We start from the raw sequence: 17,929 nt of genomic DNA, 5'->3' as shown, positions 1-17,929 counted from the left end.
CGGTCACGCGTGGCCGGAACGCACCGACGCCAGCCAGGCGGCGGCCTCGGTGAAGTCCTGGTCGTGGGTGCCCCGGCGGATCTCCGGGCGGACCCGGTCGGCGCGCGGGTAGGAGCCCACGAAGCGGACGTCAGCGCACACCCGGCGCAGGCCCATCAGCGCCTCGCCGACGCGGGCGTCGTCGACGTGGCCCTCCAGCTCGATCCAGAACAGGTACGAGCCGAGGCCCGCGCCGGTCGGGCGGGACTGGATCAGCGTCAGGTTGATGCCGCGCATGGAGAACTCGGTGAGGATCTCCAGCAGCGCGCCCGGGTGGTCCTCCCCGATGAACGCCACCACCGTCGTGCGGTCCATGCCGGTCGGGGGCGGGGGCGTGCCGGGGCGGCGCAGCGCGATGAAGCGGGTGACGGCGTCGGCGACGTCGTGGATGTCCTCGGCCAGCACCGACAGGCCGTACCGGGCCGCCGCGAACGAGCCCGCCAGCGCCGCGTCGTAGTGGCCGTCGGCGACGTGCTGGGCGGCCTCGGCGTTGGAGGTGGCGGCGCGCCACTCGGCGTGCGGGACGTTCTCGGCCAGCCAGCGGCGGCACTGCGGCTGGGCGTGCGGGTGGGAGGCGACGGTCTTGATGTCGCCGAGGTCCGTGCCGGGCCGCACCAGCAGGGCGAACGAGACCGGCAGGTGCGCCTCGCCGACGATCTGGAGGGGCTCGCCGGTGGCCAGCTCGTCCAGGGTGGTGGGGACCGAGCCCTCCACGGAGTTCTCCAGCGCCACGACCGCCAGGTCCACCTCGGCGCGGCGCAGCGCGTCCAGCGCGGCCGGGACGGTGGCGTAGGGCAGGTGCTCGGCCTCGTCGGCGCCCGGGAACGAGCGCATGGCGGCTTCGGTGAAGGTGCCCTGCGGACCGAGATAGGCGTAACGCTGCGGCATGTTCGGCTTCACTCCTTCGCCCCCGCAAGGAGCGCACGGTGTCGGGCCCTGAGCGACGGGGCCGCCCCAGAGGGACACGAGTTTACGCGGTCGGCGAAGGAGGCGGTCAGGGCGTGGCGGTCAGGACTTGGCCGAGGGCGCGTGGCCGTTGCCGCCGAAGTCCGGGAGCGGGTCGTCCATGGAGACCACCGGGCCCTTGCCGAGCCGCGCGGCGCGCAGCGCCTGGCTCTCCTCGGGGGACAGCATCTCCCTGGCGTGCCCGTCCTGGACGACCTTGGCGTAGGTCCGGGTCTCGGTGCGCCCGTTGATGGAGGAGACGATCACTCCGTCGCCCGCGGAGTTCAGCAGCGCGAGCGAGAACGACCGGTGCCCCGACATCTCCTTGAGCGCGTCGTAGTGCACGATGGCGAGGTCCCGGAGCGCCTGGTTGTCCACGGGGCCGCCGGCGGCCTGAAGCTGCCGCCGAAGCATCTCGGCGCACTCCTCGACGATCTGGTTCACCCTGTTGTGGGCCACCACGGCGATGGACAGTCCGGCCACCCCGGCGACCAAGCCCGCTATGGCCACCGCGATGAGCATCACGGGGCGAGCGTACCCACCTCCGCCCCGCCGAGAGAAGTTTCCTCATGATCGACTTTGCGGCGCACCCGGTTCACCAGCCAGATCCCCAACACCAAGATCATCATCACGGCGATCAGGCCGAACGCGTCGCGCAGCAGTTGCCCCAGAAAGCGCCAGATCAGGACGGGTGCCTCCCGCGCCGGGGTGACGCCCCACCAGGGCAGCGGGAACAGGAACGCGACCCACACGACCCCCCCGACCAGGCATCTTCGCGCGTCCCGCCCATCACCCACCAAAGCGCCGATCACCGCGATCATCCAGACGAGATGGTGGATCCAGCCCACCGGGGACAGCAGCACCGACAGCAGGCCGGTGATCGCGACGCCCGCCAGCAGCAGGTCGCGGGCGGGCGTCCCGGCGGCCGGGTCGGCGGCGCGCGTCAGGTCGGTGCCGCCGAACGGGGCGGTGACGCGCGCGGCGGCGGTGTCGCCGAGCCGGGTCGCCCGCCGCGCGAACCGGAACCCCACGAACGCCACCACCAGGCTCAACGCCAGCCACACCAGCGTCCGGAGCGGCCCCTCGGGCAGGGCGCGGGCCACCATGCCGTTGAGGGCCTGGTTGGTGGTGCCGTCGACGGCGCCGGTCCGCTCGCCGCCCTCCAGCAGCGCCCCGAACCAGTAGTCCGCCGAGTCGTGCGGCAGCAGCGCGAACGCCGCCAGCGACGCCGCGGCGGCGGTCAGCACGGCGTTGGCCAGCGCGTCGCGCCGCCCGGTGAGCAGGAAGTAGACGAGGAACACCCCCGGCACCAGCTTGATCGCCACGGCGAGGCCGACGAGCGCCCCGCGCGGCCAGTACGCGGTGCGCGCCAGGCAGTCGGCCAGGCACAACGCCATCAGCAGGAACCCGACCTGCCCGAACCGGATCTGGTCGAACGACGACCACACGTACGCCATCGCCCCGAACAGCGCGCCCATCGTGACGGGCGCCCACCGCCCGGTGCGGCGGATCAGGTCGCGGAAGCAGAACCACACCACGACCGCCAGCCCGGTGTAGGACACGGCGATCCAGGCGATCTGCGCGTGCCACCACCTCATCAGCGTGAACGGCACCGCCAGCACCGCCGCGAACGGCGGGTAGGTGAACGGCAGCAGCTGCGGCGGCGGCGTGACCACCTCGTACAGGGGCGCGCCGCGCAGGATCGCCCGCCCGCCGTCCCGGTAGACCTCCAGGTCCACCATCCGCTGGTCGGGCGGGTTGGTCAGCCACTTGGTGACGATCGGGGACACCGCGAGCGCGGCGACGGCGACGCCGAGCAGCACGATGAGCAGCTCGGGCCGTGTCCGCCGGCCCCGGTCCGCCGGGGCGCCGCCCGCCGCCCGCTTGCCTGCACGCATGTCCCCATCCTGGCGTAAGCCGCCCACTAACCTGGTCGCATGGCACAGCGGGGGGCGAAGACCGGCACACTCTGGGCACTGGTCCTGGCGATCGTCCTGGTCCCCCTGGCGGCCCTCGCCGGCGCGGGCGACGCCCGCGCGGCGGCCGGGAGCGCGCCGGGCCCCGGCCGCGTCGTGATCGTCGGGGTGCCGGGCCTGAAGTGGAGCGACGTCACCGAACGCGGCGCCCCCACGCTGTGGCGGCTGACCGGGCAGGGCGCGGTCGGCGGGCTGAGCGTGCGCACGCCGCTGGCCTACACGTGCCCGACCGACGGCTGGCTGACGCTGTCGGCCGGGCAGCGGTCCCGGCTGGCGCACGGCGACTGCGCGCTGCCCGCCGCGCCGCAGGTCACCCCGGACGGCGGCGCGGTCGCGCCCGGCTGGGAGACGATCGGGAAGGACAACGCCGGCGGCTCCTACCACGCGCGGATCGGGCTGCTCGGGCAGGCCGCGGCGGACGCGCGGCAGTGCGCGTTCGCGGTCGGGCCGGGCGCGGTGTTCGGGCTGGCCGACGCGAACGGGCGGGTCGCCCGGTACGCCGAGTCGCCCGACCGGGTCGCGCCCGCCGACTGGGCGCGCTGCCCGCTGACCGCCGTGGACGTCGACGACGTGTTCCGCGCCTACGTGAAGGCCGGAACGGACGCGAAGGGGCGGCCCGTCCCGGTGAGCGACCGGGAGCGCGCCGCCGCCGTGGCCGCCGCCGACCGCCGGGTCGGGCAGGTCGTCGCGGCGCTGCCCGCCGGGACGACGCTGCTGGTCGCGGGCCTGTCGGACACCACCGCCCGGTCCCACCTGCGGGTCGCGCTGGCCACCGGGCCGGGGTTTCCGTCCGGGTTCCTGACCTCCACCGCCACGCGGCAGCCGGGCCTGGTCACGCTGACGGACCTGACGGTGACGGCGATGCGGGTCACCGGGCTGGCCGGGCCGGACGGCGCGGTCGGGTCGCCGTGGACGGCGGAGCCGACGAGGGGCCCGGCCTCCTACAAGCGGGAGGCGCTCGTCGACGAGGACGTGGCCGCGCAGGTGGTCCGCAGGGCGCAGGGCTCGTACTTCTGGGTGCTCGGGGCCGCGCAGATCGCCGTCTACCTGGTGGCCGCGCTGCTGCTGCGCCGCCGCCCCGAGCCGGGGACGCGGCGGCGGGTGCTGGGGGTGACGCGGGTCGTGGCGCTGATGGCGGGGGCCACGCCGGTCGCGTCGTTCCTGGCCGGGCTGGTGCCGTGGTGGCAGGCCCCGCAGCCGACGCCGGTGCTGGTCGTGTCGGTGCTGGCGTTCGGCGCGCTGGTCGCGGGGATCGCGCTGGCCGGGCCGTGGCGGCGGACGGTCCTCGGGCCCGGCCTGGTCGTGGCCGGGGTGACGGCGGTCGTGCTGGCCGCCGACGTGATGCTCGGCTCCACCCTGCAACTGAACTCCCTGATGGGGTACACGGCGGTGGTCGCGGGCCGGTTCTACGGGTTCGGGAACCAGGCGTTCTCGCTGTTCGCGACGGCGTCGGTGCTGACGGCGGCGTGGCTGGCGGCCCGCCCGCTGCGCGCGGGGCGCCCGATGGCGGCGGCGGGCGTCGTCGCGGCCGTCGGGGTGGTCGCGGTGGCCGTGGACGGACTGCCGATGTGGGGCAGCGACTTCGGCGGCGTGCTGGCGATGGTCCCGGTGTTCGCGCTGGTCGGGCTGATGGTGGCCGGGCGGCGCGTGTCGTGGTGGAAGCTCGGGCTGTTCTGCCTGGCCGGGGCCGTGGTGGTGCTGTTCATCTCGTTCCTGAACGCGCGCAGCGCCCACCCCACGCACCTCGGCCGGTTCTGGCAGCAGATCGAGAGCGGCGACGCCTGGGGCGTGGTGGTCCGCAAGTTCCACGCGATGGTCGGCGCGCTGGGGCTGCTGCCGGTCGCGGCCGTGCTGGCGCTGGTCGTGGTCGCCGTGTACTTCGTGCTGGCCGATCCGGCGCGGCGGCGGGCCGGGTGGCTGGCCCGGCTCTACGCGGCCGCGCCGACGACGCGGCCCGCGCTGCTGGGGGCGCTGACGACCGGCGTGATCGGGACGCTGGTCAACGACTCCGGCCTCGTGATCCTGTCGGTGGCGTTCTGCCTGGCCGCGCCGCTCACCCTCGCGGCGCTGCTGCGGACGCTGGAGGAGCGGCCCGGCGACGTTCCGCCAGACACCAGCGCACCAGGTACACCAGCACCCCGGTCAGCAGCACGGGAACGATGACCGACCGCACCACCGACGGCAGGAACCAGCGCAGCGCCTCCGGCAGGTCGACCAGCTTCGGGTCGCGGGCGGGCAGGTAGGCCAGGCTGAACACGGCCGTGCGCACCAGCATGATCTGGTCCATGCGGGAGGCGGGCAGCAGCGCCAGCACCGCCCAGCCGAACCCGTCGTACCAGGGCAGCTCGTAGGGCGCGGCGAACAGCCAGGCCAGCACCAGGGCGGCGGCGACGCGGCGGCCCTCCTGGCGTTCCCGCCCGGCGGCGTCGCCCAGCGGGTCGCGGGGCAGGGCGTGGTAGAGCAGCCAGACCAGCGCCAGCATCAGAGCCACCCAGCCGACCTTGATGACGGCGCGGTTGTGGAGCAGGCTGTCCAGCAGGTGCCAGGGCGTCGCCAGCGACACCATGTTCGAGGCGTCGCGGAGCTGGTCGAAGGCGTGCGGCCCGGCGGGCAGGAACGTCGCGGCGGCGACCGCCCCGGCGGCGGCGAACAGCGCGGCCGGCAGCGGCCACCGCCGCGCGCGCAGCAGGCACCAGGCGGGACCGCCGCCGACCAGCGCGGCGGGCAGCTTGATCGCCGCCGCGGCCCCGACGAGCGCCCCGGCCAGCAGCGTCCGGCCGGGGCCCGCGCGGAACGCCGCCAGCGCCGCGACCATCGGGGCGACGGCCTGGACGTCGTTGTGCGCGCCCGCCATCAGGTGGAACAGCATCAGCGGGTTGCAGGTCCACAGCAGGGCTGCGCGGAGCCGGGCGGTCTCGTCGCGGGCGGTGCGGTGCAGCACCAGCGCGGCGATCGCGAACGCGGCCAGGTTCAGCAGCGACAGCACGAACACCGTCACCTTCACCGAGTCGCCGCCGACCCGGGACGCCAGCGCCTGCCCCGCCGTGGCGATCGGCCCGTAGACCGAGGGGGTGTCCTGCCACTCCTGCACGGCGTTGATCACGGGGTCGTGCGGCAGGTCGGAGGCGCGGGTGGCGTAGGGGTCGTGCCCGGTGGCGGCCATGCGGCCGTAGGCGGCGTAGTTGAGGTGGTCGGTGGACCCGACCGGCGGCAGGAACGCGAACGCCGCCGCCACCAGCAGCCCGGCCCCCACCAGCCGCGACGCCGGAACGCGCCAGCCCCGCCGCAGGGCGGTCAGGCACAGGGCGAGGCCCGCCGCCCCCGCCGCGACGCCCAGCACGACGATGACGACCAGCAGGGTCCCGGGCGGGCGGACGTTCAGGGAGAACGGCGGCGCGCCCGCCGCGCCGGGGAGTTCGGGCACGAACGCCGACGGCCCGAGAACCGCCGTGAGCAGGAACAGCCCCAGGGCGGCGCCGATCGCGGCCAGGCCGCGCGTCCCCGTCCGCCCGGGGGTCACCGGCGTCCGGTGAGGCGGGACAGCCGCCCGGCGACGGCGGGGTCGCGGACGGCGAGGGCGCGGGCCACGTCCCGGAACTGGCGGGCGCGGTGGACCTGGGCGTGCCAGTCGGTGCCGGTCGCGCGGTGGGCGAGGGGGACCTCGACCTCACGGACGCGGAAGCCCTGGCGCAGCAGGTCGATGGTCAGGCCGGTCTCCACGCCGAACCCGGCGGCCAGCGGCAGGGCCGCCTCGAACGCGGCGCGGGTCAGGCAGCGCTGGCCGTTGAGCGGCTGCGTGGCGGCCCAGCCGGTGGCGCGCCGGATGCCGTCGCGCGACAGGCGGACGACGAAGCCGTGCCCGCCGAGCTTCACGGTGGTCGAGAACACGGCGATGGTCATGTCGGCCTCGCCGTCGCGGACGGGCGCGACCAGCGGCGCGGCCTCGCGGGCGGTCTCGGCCAGGTCGGCGTCCAGGAACAGCAGGTGGCGGGGGATGTCGCGGCCCTCGTCCAGCAGCCGCACGGCCTCGGCGCCGGTCTCCATCGCCGCGCCCTTGCCCCGGTTGCGGGCGTGCCGGACGACCTTCGCCCCGGCCTCGCCGGCGACCCGCGCCGTGCCGTCGGAGGAGCCGTCGTCGACCACCACGACCAGGTCGGCGCCGGGCAGTTCCAGGGCGGCCTTGACGGTGGCCGCGATCCGGTCGGCCTCGTCCTTCGCCGGGATGATCACCGCTACTTCCTGCATAGGGGCGATCGTAGTGGGGACGGCGGCGCCGCACCGGCAACCCGGCCCGGACGGCACGACGGCCCGCGGGGGTCACCCCCCGCGGGCCGCGGAACGTGCGCGGACGGGTCCTTTCCGGCGCCGTCAGCCCGCGTGGGGCGCGGGCACCGCGTCGACCACGGTGAACACCGAGTCGAGGCCGGTCACCTGGAGGATCCGCCGGACGGCCGGGCGCGGCGCGGCCAGCTCCAGCGAGCCGCCCCGTTCCTTGAGCCGCTTCATCGCCGACAGCAGGACGTTCATGCCGGTCGAATCGCAGAACTCCACGCCGCTGAGGTCGACCACGATGCGATCCACCTCCTCGCGCAGCAGAACGGCCAGCGCGTTCTGCAGCCGCGGCGCGGTGTACAGGTCCAGTTCGCCGGTCGCTGTGACGACGGCGTGACCTCCCTGAGATGAAGTCGAGACGTTTAGCTCCACGAGCGGCACACTATCGGGCGAACGCCGTGGGAGCCAGACAGTTCGCGAAGACCCGTGTCGTGGGGGCGTCACCGCAGTACACCGGTATGACCGTTACATCCCGTCATCACGCGGGCACTTCGTCCAGACACCTCCCGGAACGTTCCCGGCGGGTGGCCGTCTCCGGTCCGCGGACTGCACGATTCCCCCCTCGTGGCGCCGCCGATTGGGGGACGCTGGACGGGTGCGACGAGAACCGGACGGCCGCGCCGCGCCGTCCGCGGCGGTCATGCATGGGGGGATGCACCGCAGATGAAGGACGAACCTTACGGTCCCGACCCACGGGAGCTCCGGCTGCGCGACCGACTGGAGTCCATCCGGGCCCGCGCCGAGAAGTCCAACTCCTGGCGCACCTCCACCCAGTACCTGTCCCGCCTGGTGAACCGCTCCGGCTTCGTGCCCATCCGCGCCCGGCTGGCCCGCGAGGACCTGACGTTCCTGGCGGGCGCGCGCGACGACGTGCTCGCGTTCGCCGAACTGAGCCTGCGGCTGCTGGACCTGCACCGCCCCCAGGACGCGGGGGGCATCACCAGCGACCCCGACAGCCCGATCCGCCGCTGCCGCGCCTGCATGTGGCGCTGGCCCTGCCCGACGTTCCGCACCATCGACGAGACCGTCGACCGCTGACCCACCCGCGGGGCGGGCCCTCCCGCGTCGGGAAGGGCCCGCCCCGCGGGCGAACGGCCGTCAGTCGCCCAGGATCAGGCCGTACTGGGCGACCTTGCCGCCCACGCCGAACGTGTTCGGGGCCCAGGACGCACCGGAGACCGCACCGGAGCTCGTGCGGAAACCGTACGACCTGCCCTTGGAGCCGAACAGCGCCCCCTCGGTGCCGTTCTCACCGGACGAGCCCACCACCAGGTCGGCGTGTCCGTCCTTCGTGTGGTCCAGGAGGGTCACGCCGGAACCGAACCGGTCGTTCTTCTCCGAGCCGCCCGGAACGCCCGACGTGCTCTGCGAGATCCACTCCGCACCGTGGGAGCCCAGGCCCTTGGCCGAGCCGAACAGCACGAACACGCCGCCCGCGGCGGGCTGGCCGCTGACCTTGTAGCCCGGAACGCCGATGGCGAGGTCGGCCCTGCCGTCCCTGGTGACGTCCCCGGCCGCCAGGTCGGCGCCGAAGCCGTTCCCGGCGGCGCCGGCGCCGGGCAGCTTCAGCTTCTCGATGCTGAGGACGGTCTTCGCGTCGGCGGTGATGCCCGCCGCCGAGCCCTTGTAGACGGTGACCTGGCCGCCGGTGTGACCGGTGTCGCCGGACTGGCCGAGCGCGACGTCGGCGTACCGGTCGCCGTCGAAGTCGCCGACCACGGGACGGCCGGTCTCGGCGTTGACCGTCGCCTTCGGAACCAGGGAGTGGGCGCCGTCCGGCTCCCACACGACGATCGCCTCGCGCTGGACCGGGTCGGTCGCCGCCGGGTTCTTCCAGGTCAACACGACGTTGGCGTGCTTCGACCCGGTGACGTGGCCCTGGGAGACCAGGACGGTCATGGGCGTGGCGGCCGCGGCCCGCGCGTTCCGTCGCGGGCCCGGCGCGGTCATGCGGTGCGGCGTGAACGGCCGGGTGCGGGACACCCGGGCGCCGGTGCCCGGCTCGAACGACAGCCAGCCCCAGAAGCTCGCGCCGCTGTAGGCGAGGTCCGGGTTGCCGCCGCCGTTGAAGTCGCCCGCGGTCATGGAGAGCCCGGCGCGGCCGCCGGAGGGCTGGCCGGGCTCGAACGCCCCGGTCCACGCGTTGGTGTTCAGGCCGGACCTCGTGCCCCAGAAAATGGTGAGGCCGCCGGCGTTGGCCAGGCTGCCCGAGTCCTCGTCGGGAGCGCTGACGGCGAGGTCGGCGTAGCCGTCGCGGTCGAAGTCGGCCGAGGCGACGGCGTGACCGAAGTGGTCGCCGGTCTCGGCGGCCCCGGCGACGCCCCTGGTGTCCTGCGAGAGGATCTGCCGCTTGGACTTGTTCAGGCCCGAGGACGCGCCGTAGACGACCGTGACGAACCCGGCCTGCTTCTTGCTTCCGACGGTGCCGTTCGGGCTGCCGACCGCCAGGTCGCGGTAGCCGTCGCCGTTGAAGTCGTACGGCTTGGCCGGGGTGGCGGCGCCGGCGGCGGGGGCCAGGGCGGCGAGGCCGAGACCGCTCAGGACGGCGGCCGTGGAGAGTGCGGCGGCACGCGGGAACAGACGCTTGCGCAAAGGGGGAAACCTCCAGGTGGGCGCGCGTTTCACGCGCGCGTCACCTGAGAGACGCGTGTGCCGGAGGAAGCGTTTACCCGGATATTGAAATTTTGTGCAATTGGCCGGGGTCAGTGGCCGAGGAGGGTGCCGAGGCGGGGGGTTCGGTTGCGGAGGCCCAGGGTCGCCGGGGTCAGCGTCGCCGCCGTTTTCGGGGTCAGGCCGGTGGTGCCGCCCCGGACCAGCGTGACGCTGCCCTCGCCCTCGTCGGGGGCGCCGATCGTCAGGTCCGCGTGGCCGTCCCGGGTGTGGTCCAGCAGGGAGACCTGCCGGGCGAAGTGCTCGTACGGCCGTGCCGTGCCGGGGACGCCGCCGGTGTTCTGGGTGAGGGCCTGCGCGCCGTTCCCGGTCAGGCCGCGCGGGGAGCCGAGCAGCAGGTAGGCGCGGCCGGTGTCGAACGTGCGGCCGATGTCCGCCTTGGGCGCGCCGACCGCCAGGTCCGCGCGGCCGTCGCCGTTGACGTCGCCGGCGGCCAGGGAGTCGCCGAACAGGTCCTCGTTGACGCCGGTGCCGGGAACGCCGGGAGTGCGCTGGTCCAGCGGGTAGGACCCGGCCAGGCCGAGCCGGCCGCCCCGGTGGACGGTCACCCGGCCGCCCGCCGAGGGGTGGTCGTCGGTGTCGCCGACCGCGATGTCCGCGCGGCGGTCGCCGTCGAAGTCGCCGACCGCGAGGGCGTGGACCGTGGTGTACACGGTCCGGCCCCGGGTGAAGCCGCCGGAGGACGTCCCGTGGAAGACCGAGAAGCCGCGCCGGTGGCCCACCTCGGGGTCATCGTCGTCGTACCAGGCGTAGACGACGTCGCCGCGCCCGTCGCCGTCGACGTCGCCGGAGGCCACCCAGGAGCGGTCCACGTCGCCCGCGCTCCGGGAGCCGACGGCGGGGGTGCCCGACGCGCGGGTCCCGCCGAAGTACAGCCAGGTGTAGGTGCTGGTGCCGGGGATCGTCACGAACACCTCGGGCGATCCGTCGCCCTGGATGTCGCCGGTGGCCAGGGACTCGCCGAACCGGTGCCGGGCGCCGGGGGTCCCGGCCTCGGTGTGGGCGGTGGCGCGGGTCAGCCCGTCGCGGGAGCCCCACAGGATCGTGACGCCGCCCGCGTCGGCGTGGCGGCCGCCGTCCTCGCCGGGCACGCCGACGGCGAGGTCGGCGTAGCCGTCGCGGTCGAGGTCGGCGGAGGCCAGGGCGGAGCCGAAGCGGTCGCCGGGCTCGGCCGCGCCGGGCACCCAGCCGTCGGCCTGGCTGACGACCTTGCGGCGGCGGGTGTCCAGGCCGCCGCGGGAGCCGGGGACGACGGTGACGAAACCCGCGCCGCGCTTGCCGCCCGCGACGCCGCCGGGGCTGCCCACGACCAGGTCGCGGTGGCCGTCGCCGTCGAAGTCGTAGGGGGCGGCGACGCCGCGCGCGGCGGCGGGGACGGCGGTCCCCACCAGCCCGCAGCCGAGCACGGCACTGAGCGCCAGGGCGCCCGCGACCCGCGTACGCACGGTCCACCTCCAGAGTCTTATGAACATCCAGTCCAATGAGCCAGGCGGAACGTTACCCTGCGCAAGCAGTTGCTTATGGTTCGTGACGCGCGCCACAGCGGCCCGCTTCCGGGGAAGGTAATGGCTGGTCAAAGGCTTGGCCGCACCTCGCGCGGGACGGCCCACCTCCTCGGCGCGGCCCCGAGGATGAGGCAGATCACGCCTGAGGCGCTGGTCACAGCGCCCCGCGGTGATCGACTAGGCGACTTGTCGGTTTGTCGACATTTCTAGGCCGACAGCGGCAGCCGGACGGTGAACCGGCAGCCCGGTCCCGCGTTGGCGACCTCGACCGCGCCCCGGTGCGCCTCCACGATCCCCCGGGTGATCGCCAGGCCCAGCCCCGCGCCGCCGCCGGGCGTGCGGGCCGTCTCGCCCCGGAACGCCACGTCGAACACGCGCGGCAGGTCGGGCTCGGGGATGCCGCCGCAGGCGTCGGCCACGGTCACCCGCGCCTCGCCGTCGACGACCTCGCCGCTGACCTCGATCGCGCCGTCGCTGGGGGTGTGCCGGATCGCGTTGACGACGAGGTTGCGCAGGGCGCGGCCCAGCTCGTTCGCGTCCACCTCCAGCGGAACGCCCGCGTGGACGCCGCCGCTCAGCCGGATCCCCTTGGCGCGGGCGAGCGGCTCGGTGCCCGCCACGGCCTCGGCGACCAGGTCGGCCAGCCCGACGCGGCGGCGCGACAGGCGCAGCGCGCCCGCGTGGATGCGCGCCAGCTCGAACAGGTCGTCCACCATCTCCGCCAGGCGGTCGGTCTCGACGCGCATGCGCCCGTGGTAGCGGCGGACCGTCTCGGCGTCGGTCACCACCTCGTCCTCCAGCGCCTCGGCCATCGCGCGCAGGCCCGCCAGCGGGGTGCGCAGGTCGTGGCTGACCCAGGCGACCAGCTCGCGGCGGCTGGCCTCCAGGGCCTGCTCGCGCCGGTGGGCGGCCTCCAGGCGGGCGTGGGCGGCCTCCAGCTCGCGGGACAGCTCGGCCAGCTCGGCGGGCAGGTCCACGGCGGGCGGCCGGAACGGGTCGGCGCGCACCGCGTCCGACAGCGCCCGGTTCGCGGCGACCAGCCGGCGGCCCAGCAGCGCCGACACCACCAGCGCCACCAGGCCCGACGCGGTGACCACCGACAGCGTCACCGCCAGATCGTGCTCGTTGACCAGCATCATCAGCGCGATCACGACGATGCCGGAGACCGTCGCCAGCACCGTCGCCACGCCGACCACCAGCGACTGCGTGGCCACCGACCGGCGGCGCAGCCGGTGCAGCAGCCCCAGCGCCAGCATCGCGACCGTGAACGCCGCCACCGCCGCGTACCAGGCGACCCACAGCAGCTCGTCGAACGCGAGCATCACGCGTCCCCCGCGGGCTCGTAGCGGTAGCCGACGCCCCACACGGTGACGATGCGGCGCGGCGCGGCCGGGTCGTCCTCGATCTTCTCCCGCAGCCGCCGCACGTGCACGGTGACCGTGGAGGAGTCGCCGAACGACCACCCCCACACCCGGTCCAGCAGCTGGTCGCGGGTGAACGCCTGCTGCGGGTTGCGCAGCAGGAACGCCAGCAGGTCGAACTCGCGGGCGGTCAGCGTCAGGCGGCGTCCGGCGCGTTCGGCCTCGTGCGCGACGACGTCCACGACCAGGTCCCCGTCGCGCAGCGGCCCGCCGACGCCCGGCACGACCGCGCCGCGCGCCCGCCGCAGCACCGAGCGGACCCGCAACGCCAGCTCGCGCGGGCTGAACGGCTTGGTCACGTAGTCGTCGGCGCCGCTCTCCAGCCCGACGAGCCGGTCGTTCTCGTCACCGAGCGCCGTCAGCATCACGATCGGCACGGCGGAGGTCGCGCGCAGCCTCCGGCAGACCTCTAGCCCGCTCATGCCGGGCAGCATCAGGTCGAGCACGACCAGGTCGGGCGGCCGGTCCGCCGCCCGCCGCAGCGCCCGCGCGCCGTCGGCGACGCACTCGACCTCGTGCCCGTCCCGTTCCAGGTAGCGGGCGACGACCTCGGCCACGGTCGGGTCGTCGTCCACGACCAGGACCCGCCCGGCGCTCATGACGCGTTCCTCACGAGCTCACGCTACGCGCCGGAACGCCCGAACCGGCAGGCACGTCACCACCTCGTAAGAAGTGAGCGATCCACCCCACTCTTCGCGATCATCGCTTCGATGGGCGGATGTCCGCCCCCTTCCCGCCCCCGAAGACTCAGGGTCGGTGACCCCCGGAAGTCGGGGTCGGGTCGTCCTCCAGGGTGATGACGCCCCCGTCCGGCGCCGCATACGTTGGGGCACATGGGTCGGACAATCCTGACAATCATCGGTGTCATCCTCGCCATCTGGCTCGCCTTCACGGCGCTGGGATGGCTCTTCTCGATGCTGAAGTTCTTCTTCTTCATCGGGATCATCGCCGTCGTCGTCTACCTGGTGGTCACGGTGCTGGCCAAGAGCAAGAAGCGCGTCTGACGCCGGAGGGGCCCCGCCGCCGGGGCCCCTCCCGTCAGCGCCGACCGGTGGCGCGGGGCAGCAGGAACGCCGCCACCGGCACCCCGGCCAGGGTGACCAGGCCCGCCGCCAGGAACGCCGCGTGCAGCCCGGCCAGGCCGCCCCGCGCCCCGGCGAACGCGGCCAGCGCCGCCACGCCCACGGACCCGACGAACTGCGGCGTCTGCGCCAGGCTTCCGGCGACGCCCCGCTCGTCGTCGCGCAGGCCGGAGGTCAGCGCGGTGGTGAACGCCACCACCGCCAGCACGTGCCCGAATCCCAGCGCCGCCGAGGTCCCCAGCAGCAGCGGCAGGTTCCCGTGCGCCGGGAGCAGCGCCATCGCCGCCGTGCCCGCCGCCTGCGTGAGCAGGCCGACGACCAGCACGAACGCCGCGCCGCGCGCGGTGACCAGACGGCCCGCCGCGCCCCCGGCGGCCAGCGCGGCGACGCCCTCGGCCAGCAGGCCGAAACCGGTCCGTAGCGGCGACCAGCCCAGCACCTCCTGGAGGTACAGGCTGAGCAGCAACGTCGCGCCGCCGCACATCCCGAACGTCACCAGCCCGAGCAGCAGGCTCCACTTCACGGTGGGCCGGGCCAGCAGCGGAAGCGGGATCAGCGGCGCGGGGTGCCGGGCCTCGACCAGCAGGAACGCGCCCAGCGCCACCGCCGCGACCGCCGCCCAGCCCGCGTGCGCGCCGGTCGAGACCGCGTAGACCAGGGCGAACAGGCCGCCGCCGGCCAGCACCGCGCCGGGCACGTCCAGCCGGGTCGCGGTCCGGTCGCCGTCGCGCGGCAGCAGCGCCGCGCCCGCCAGCGCGGCGGCCCCGATGAGCACCAGCGGCAACATGGTCCAGCGCCAGTTCAGGCCGGTGGTGACGGCGCCGCCGCCGATCGTCCCGGTGACGAAGCCGAGGGACAGGACCGCGCCGTTCACGCCCAGCGCGCGGGTGCGGCGCGGGCCCTCGGGGAACACGGCGGTCAGCAGCGCGATGGCGGTCGCGCCGATCGCCGCCGCCGCGACGCCCTGGGCGACCCGGGCGGCGACCAGCGTCGCCGGGGAGACGGCCAGCGCGGCCGCCAGCGACGCCGCCGTGAACGCCACCACCCCGCAGGTGAACAGCCGGCGCCGCCCCACCAGGTCCGACAGCCGCCCGCACAGCGGCAGCAGCGCCGCCGTCGGCAGCACGCACGCGGTCGCCACCCACTGCAGGGCGCCCGGCGAGGAGAAGCCCAGGTCACGGCCGATGCTCGGCAGCGCGACGGTGACGATCGAGTAGTCCAGCCCCGTCAGGAACGTCGCGCCGCACAACGTCAGGAGAACCAGCAGGTCACGCGCGCCGAGCCGGTCCGCCGGCGGCGCGTGGGAAGTCGTCGTGCTCATGGCCGACAGCCTGCGGCCGGCCGCCGGACCCACCCAGCCCCCTGCCGTGGATGGTTCCGCGGAGGCCACCCCTGGCAGGTGCAGGCTCGGCCCCCGGCCGATGGGCCATGCTGGAGGGCATGGAGCGAAGCGCTGAACTGGGCGAGTTCCTGCGGACCCGGCGGGCCCGGCTGACCCCGGCCGAGGTGGGGCTGGCCGACTTCGGCGGGCGCCGCCGGGTCCCGGGCCTGCGCCGCGAGGAGCTGGCGCAGCTCGCCGGGGTCAGCGCCGGGTACTACACGCGGCTGGAGCAGGGGCACAGCCCGAACGCCTCCGACGCCGTCCTCGACGCCATCGCCCGCGTGCTGCGGCTGGACCCCGACGAGCGCGCCCACCTGTACGCGCTGGCCCGCCCGGCCAGGCCCGCGGCGCGCCGCCGCCCCCGGCCGGAACGCCTGCGGCCCGCGCTGCGCGCGATGCTGACGGCCGTCGGCGACGTCCCCGCGCTGGTCGTCGGGCGGAGCGCCGACGTGCTCGCCTGGAACCGCATGGCCCACGCGCTGCTGGCCGCCCACCTGGACTTCGACGCCCCCGACCGGCCGGGGGACCGCCCCAACATCGCCCGCCTGGTGTTCCTGGACGCCCACACCCGCGAGCTGTACGCCGACTGGCGCGCCAAGGCCCGCGACACGGTCGCGGACCTGCGGCGCGCGGCGGCCCGGTACCCCGACGACCGGGAGCTGGCCGCGCTGGTCGGGGAGCTGACGATGAAGAGCCGGGACTTCGCGGCGCTGTGGTCGGCGCATCCGGTGCGGGCCTGCGCTCACTACGTGCGCGAGCTGCGCCACCCGACGGTCGGGCCGCTCACTTTGATCAACGAGACGCTGGAGCTGCCCGACGACGACCGGCAGCGGCTCGCACTGTTCTACGCCGAACCCGGCACTCCGGACGAAACCGGCCTGCGGCTGCTCGCCGACCTCACCGGTGACCGGAACTGATCGCGCGTTCCCCTTGCCCGGGTGCGCCCGGCACCGCATGATGCCCAGACAACCAGGTGGCTTCGGCGAAAGGGGCCGTCCGTGCCGGGCTTGTCCGACATCCTGCGCGAGAGAGCACGCCAGCATCCCGACCGCGTCGCCTTCCACGCGGGCGACGTCTCCGTCACCTACCGCGAGTTCGACGAACGCGTGGACCGCGCCGCGGCGGCGCTCGCGGCGGCCGGCGTCGGCCGCGGCGACCGGGTCGCGGTACTCGACAAGAACTCCCTGGAGTACGCCGAGCTGCTGTTCGGCGCGCCCCGGATCGGGGCCGTCCAGGTCCCCATCAACTACCGGCTGGCCCCCGACGAGGTGGCCTACATCGTCAACAACGCCCGGGCCAGGGTGCTGGTGGCGGGGCCGGAGTTCGTCCCGGTCCTCGACGCGATCGCCGACAAGCTGGAGCACACCGAGCTGATCACGGTCGTCGGCGGCGAGGGCCACTCCTACCGCGAGCACCGGGCGTGGGTGGACGGGCACGAGCCCGCGCCGCCCGCGCACGAGGAGGACCCGGACGACGTCTACGTCCAGCTCTACTCGTCGGGCACCACGGGCCTGCCCAAGGGCGTGATGCTCACCCACGCCAACTGGCTGTCGGTGCTGCCGCTCACCCACCAGGTGTGGGACATCGACGACTCGACCGTGCTGATGGTCGCGATGCCGATGTACCACGTGGCGGGCAGCGGCATCACCACGTGCGTGGTCTACGACGGGATCACCGGCGTGATCGTGCGCGAGCCGGACCCGGTGGGCATCGCGAAGGAGATCGAGCGGCACGGCGTCACGCACATCTTCCTGGTCCCGGTCCTGCTCCAGTTCATGCAGCTGATCCCCGAGGTCGTCGCGACCGACCTGTCGAGCCTGCGGCTGGTCCTGTACGGCGCGTCCCCGATCAGCGAGGACGTGCTGCGCGGCGCGATGCGGATGCTGCCGGACACGCGGTTCATGCAGCTGTACGGGCTGACGGAGACCACCGGCGCGATCACGTACCTGCCGCCGGAGGACCACGACCCCGACGGCCCGCACCCGCACCGGCTGCGCGCGGCGGGCATCCCCAATCCCGAGTGCGAGCTGCGGATCGTCGATCCGGCCACGCTGGAGGAGGTCCCCACCGGGCGGGTCGGCGAGATCCTGTGCCGCACCCCGCAGAACATGAAGGGCTACTGGGGGCTCCCGGAGGCCACCGAGGCGGCGCTGCTGCCCGACGGCTTCTTCCGCACCGGCGACGCGGGCTACCTGGACGAGGACGGCTACCTCTACATCCACGACCGCGTCAAGGACATGATCATCTCCGGTGGGGAGAACATCTACCCCGCCGAGGTGGAGAACGTCCTGATGGGCCACCCCAAGGTCGCCGACTGCGCGGTGATCGGCGTGCCCGACGAGAAGTGGGGCGAGACGCCGAAGGCGGTCGTCGTCCTCAGCGAGGAGGTCCCGGAGCGGGAGCTGATCGACTACTGCCGCGACCGGCTGGCCCACTTCAAGTGCCCGACCTCGGTGGAGATCCGCACCGAGATCCCCCGCAACCCGTCGGGCAAGATCCTCAAGCGTGAGCTCCGCGCGCCCTACTGGCAGGGCCAGGACCGTTCGGTCCACTGAGCCGCCGCGCCCCCTCCGCCGCA

The 17,929-nt window shown here is 74.7% G+C and carries 16 protein-coding genes; 5 read left to right on the top strand and 11 right to left on the bottom strand.

Going from position 1 to position 17,929, the window contains the following annotated elements:
* Positions 1-3: 3 nt before the first annotated feature.
* The 3 genes from pheA to AKI01S_RS05020 all read right to left on the bottom strand — a co-directional run bounded on the left by pheA (position 4) and on the right by AKI01S_RS05020 (position 2,882).
* A complete protein-coding gene (pheA, locus tag AKI01S_RS05030) occupies positions 4-927 on the bottom strand; it encodes a prephenate dehydratase (protein ID WP_067812560.1) in 924 nt (307 codons plus the stop codon).
* A gap of 120 nt (positions 928-1,047) precedes the next feature.
* Positions 1,048-1,506, bottom strand: coding sequence for a DUF4446 family protein (locus AKI01S_RS05025; protein ID WP_083998911.1), 459 nt, complete (start codon positions 1,504-1,506; stop codon positions 1,048-1,050).
* Entirely contained in the window at positions 1,506-2,882 is a 1,377-nt protein-coding gene (locus AKI01S_RS05020) for a glycosyltransferase 87 family protein (RefSeq protein WP_083998910.1), read from the bottom strand. The genes AKI01S_RS05025 and AKI01S_RS05020 overlap by 1 nt, the downstream gene beginning before the upstream one ends.
* Before the next feature lie 39 nt (positions 2,883-2,921).
* On the opposite strand from AKI01S_RS05020, the gene AKI01S_RS05015 reads away from it, so the two are divergent.
* On the top strand, positions 2,922-5,123 hold the full coding sequence (locus AKI01S_RS05015) for a hypothetical protein (protein WP_067812558.1): 2,202 nt from the start codon (positions 2,922-2,924) through the stop codon (positions 5,121-5,123).
* Here AKI01S_RS05015 and mptB read toward each other — a convergent pair.
* The 3 genes from mptB to AKI01S_RS05000 form a co-directional block, all read right to left on the bottom strand.
* On the bottom strand, positions 5,014-6,480 hold the full coding sequence (mptB, locus tag AKI01S_RS05010) for a polyprenol phosphomannose-dependent alpha 1,6 mannosyltransferase MptB (protein ID WP_067812557.1): 1,467 nt from the start codon (positions 6,478-6,480) through the stop codon (positions 5,014-5,016). The genes AKI01S_RS05015 and mptB overlap by 110 nt on opposite strands.
* Complete coding sequence (locus tag AKI01S_RS05005; RefSeq protein ID WP_067812556.1) at positions 6,477-7,205, bottom strand: glycosyltransferase family 2 protein; 729 nt, start codon at positions 7,203-7,205, stop codon at positions 6,477-6,479. The genes mptB and AKI01S_RS05005 overlap by 4 nt, the downstream gene beginning before the upstream one ends.
* 123 nt (positions 7,206-7,328) lie before the next feature.
* Positions 7,329-7,664 (bottom strand): STAS domain-containing protein, encoded by a 336-nt coding sequence (locus AKI01S_RS05000; protein WP_067812555.1) that lies wholly within the window; start codon positions 7,662-7,664, stop codon positions 7,329-7,331.
* A gap of 291 nt (positions 7,665-7,955) precedes the next feature.
* Between AKI01S_RS05000 and AKI01S_RS04995 the strand changes: the two genes are divergently transcribed.
* Positions 7,956-8,330: a hypothetical protein gene (locus AKI01S_RS04995; RefSeq protein WP_067812554.1), complete on the top strand. Its 375-nt coding sequence runs from the start codon at positions 7,956-7,958 to the stop codon at positions 8,328-8,330.
* A gap of 60 nt (positions 8,331-8,390) precedes the next feature.
* On the opposite strand, the gene AKI01S_RS04990 is transcribed toward AKI01S_RS04995, so the two are convergent.
* From AKI01S_RS04990 to AKI01S_RS04975, 4 genes are all read right to left on the bottom strand, one after another.
* Entirely contained in the window at positions 8,391-9,884 is a 1,494-nt protein-coding gene (locus AKI01S_RS04990) for a VCBS repeat-containing protein (RefSeq protein WP_157419666.1), read from the bottom strand.
* Between the two features lie 110 nt (positions 9,885-9,994).
* Positions 9,995-11,407, bottom strand: a complete 1,413-nt coding sequence (locus tag AKI01S_RS04985; RefSeq protein WP_083998906.1) for an FG-GAP-like repeat-containing protein — start codon at positions 11,405-11,407, stop codon at positions 9,995-9,997.
* A gap of 266 nt (positions 11,408-11,673) precedes the next feature.
* A complete protein-coding gene (locus AKI01S_RS04980; protein ID WP_067812553.1) occupies positions 11,674-12,789 on the bottom strand; it encodes a sensor histidine kinase in 1,116 nt (371 codons plus the stop codon).
* On the bottom strand, positions 12,789-13,487 hold the full coding sequence (locus tag AKI01S_RS04975; RefSeq protein WP_067812552.1) for a response regulator: 699 nt from the start codon (positions 13,485-13,487) through the stop codon (positions 12,789-12,791). Before AKI01S_RS04975 ends, AKI01S_RS04980 begins: the two co-directional genes overlap by 1 nt.
* Positions 13,488-13,721: 234 nt before the next feature.
* Between AKI01S_RS04975 and AKI01S_RS51585 the strand changes: the two genes are divergently transcribed.
* Positions 13,722-13,892 (top strand): hypothetical protein, encoded by a 171-nt coding sequence (locus AKI01S_RS51585; protein ID WP_169813905.1) that lies wholly within the window; start codon positions 13,722-13,724, stop codon positions 13,890-13,892.
* A 34-nt stretch (positions 13,893-13,926) separates the two neighbouring features.
* Here AKI01S_RS51585 and AKI01S_RS04970 read toward each other — a convergent pair whose 3' ends face one another.
* The gene (locus AKI01S_RS04970) at positions 13,927-15,291 is read right to left on the bottom strand and encodes an MFS transporter (protein ID WP_067812586.1); all 1,365 of its coding nucleotides are present in this window, start codon (positions 15,289-15,291) and stop codon (positions 13,927-13,929) included.
* A 119-nt stretch (positions 15,292-15,410) separates the two neighbouring features.
* Between AKI01S_RS04970 and AKI01S_RS04965 the strand changes: the two genes are divergently transcribed.
* Both AKI01S_RS04965 and AKI01S_RS04960 read left to right on the top strand, forming a co-directional pair.
* Positions 15,411-16,268 (top strand): helix-turn-helix domain-containing protein, encoded by an 858-nt coding sequence (locus tag AKI01S_RS04965; RefSeq protein WP_067812585.1) that lies wholly within the window; start codon positions 15,411-15,413, stop codon positions 16,266-16,268.
* An 81-nt stretch (positions 16,269-16,349) separates the two neighbouring features.
* On the top strand, positions 16,350-17,906 hold the full coding sequence (locus AKI01S_RS04960) for a long-chain-fatty-acid--CoA ligase (protein WP_067812551.1): 1,557 nt from the start codon (positions 16,350-16,352) through the stop codon (positions 17,904-17,906).
* Positions 17,907-17,929 lie beyond the last annotated feature (23 nt).

The sequence above is a fragment of the Actinomadura kijaniata NBRC 14229 genome (assembly GCF_001552175.1).
Classification (GTDB): Bacteria; Actinomycetota; Actinomycetes; order Streptosporangiales; family Streptosporangiaceae; genus Spirillospora; species Spirillospora kijaniata.
The sequence above is the reverse complement of the archived record's forward strand: the minus strand, read 5'-3'. Positions and strand labels throughout refer to the sequence as shown.

Excerpts from the sequence above, each read along its gene's own strand:
- pheA (WP_067812560.1), bottom strand. The coding sequence starts at position 927 with ATGCCGCAGCGTTACGCCTATCTCGGTCCGCAGGGCACCTTCACCGAA.
- AKI01S_RS05025 (WP_083998911.1), bottom strand. The coding sequence starts at position 1,506 with ATGCTCATCGCGGTGGCCATAGCGGGCTTGGTCGCCGGGGTGGCCGGA.
- AKI01S_RS05020 (WP_083998910.1), bottom strand. The coding sequence starts at position 2,882 with ATGCGTGCAGGCAAGCGGGCGGCGGGCGGCGCCCCGGCGGACCGGGGC.
- AKI01S_RS05015 (WP_067812558.1), top strand. The coding sequence starts at position 2,922 with ATGGCACAGCGGGGGGCGAAGACCGGCACACTCTGGGCACTGGTCCTG.
- AKI01S_RS05005 (WP_067812556.1), bottom strand. The coding sequence starts at position 7,205 with ATGCAGGAAGTAGCGGTGATCATCCCGGCGAAGGACGAGGCCGACCGG.
- AKI01S_RS04995 (WP_067812554.1), top strand. The coding sequence starts at position 7,956 with ATGAAGGACGAACCTTACGGTCCCGACCCACGGGAGCTCCGGCTGCGC.
- AKI01S_RS04980 (WP_067812553.1), bottom strand. The coding sequence starts at position 12,789 with ATGCTCGCGTTCGACGAGCTGCTGTGGGTCGCCTGGTACGCGGCGGTG.
- AKI01S_RS04975 (WP_067812552.1), bottom strand. The coding sequence starts at position 13,487 with ATGAGCGCCGGGCGGGTCCTGGTCGTGGACGACGACCCGACCGTGGCC.
- AKI01S_RS51585 (WP_169813905.1), top strand. The coding sequence starts at position 13,722 with ATGGGTCGGACAATCCTGACAATCATCGGTGTCATCCTCGCCATCTGG.
- AKI01S_RS04970 (WP_067812586.1), bottom strand. The coding sequence starts at position 15,291 with ATGAGCACGACGACTTCCCACGCGCCGCCGGCGGACCGGCTCGGCGCG.
- AKI01S_RS04965 (WP_067812585.1), top strand. The coding sequence starts at position 15,411 with ATGGAGCGAAGCGCTGAACTGGGCGAGTTCCTGCGGACCCGGCGGGCC.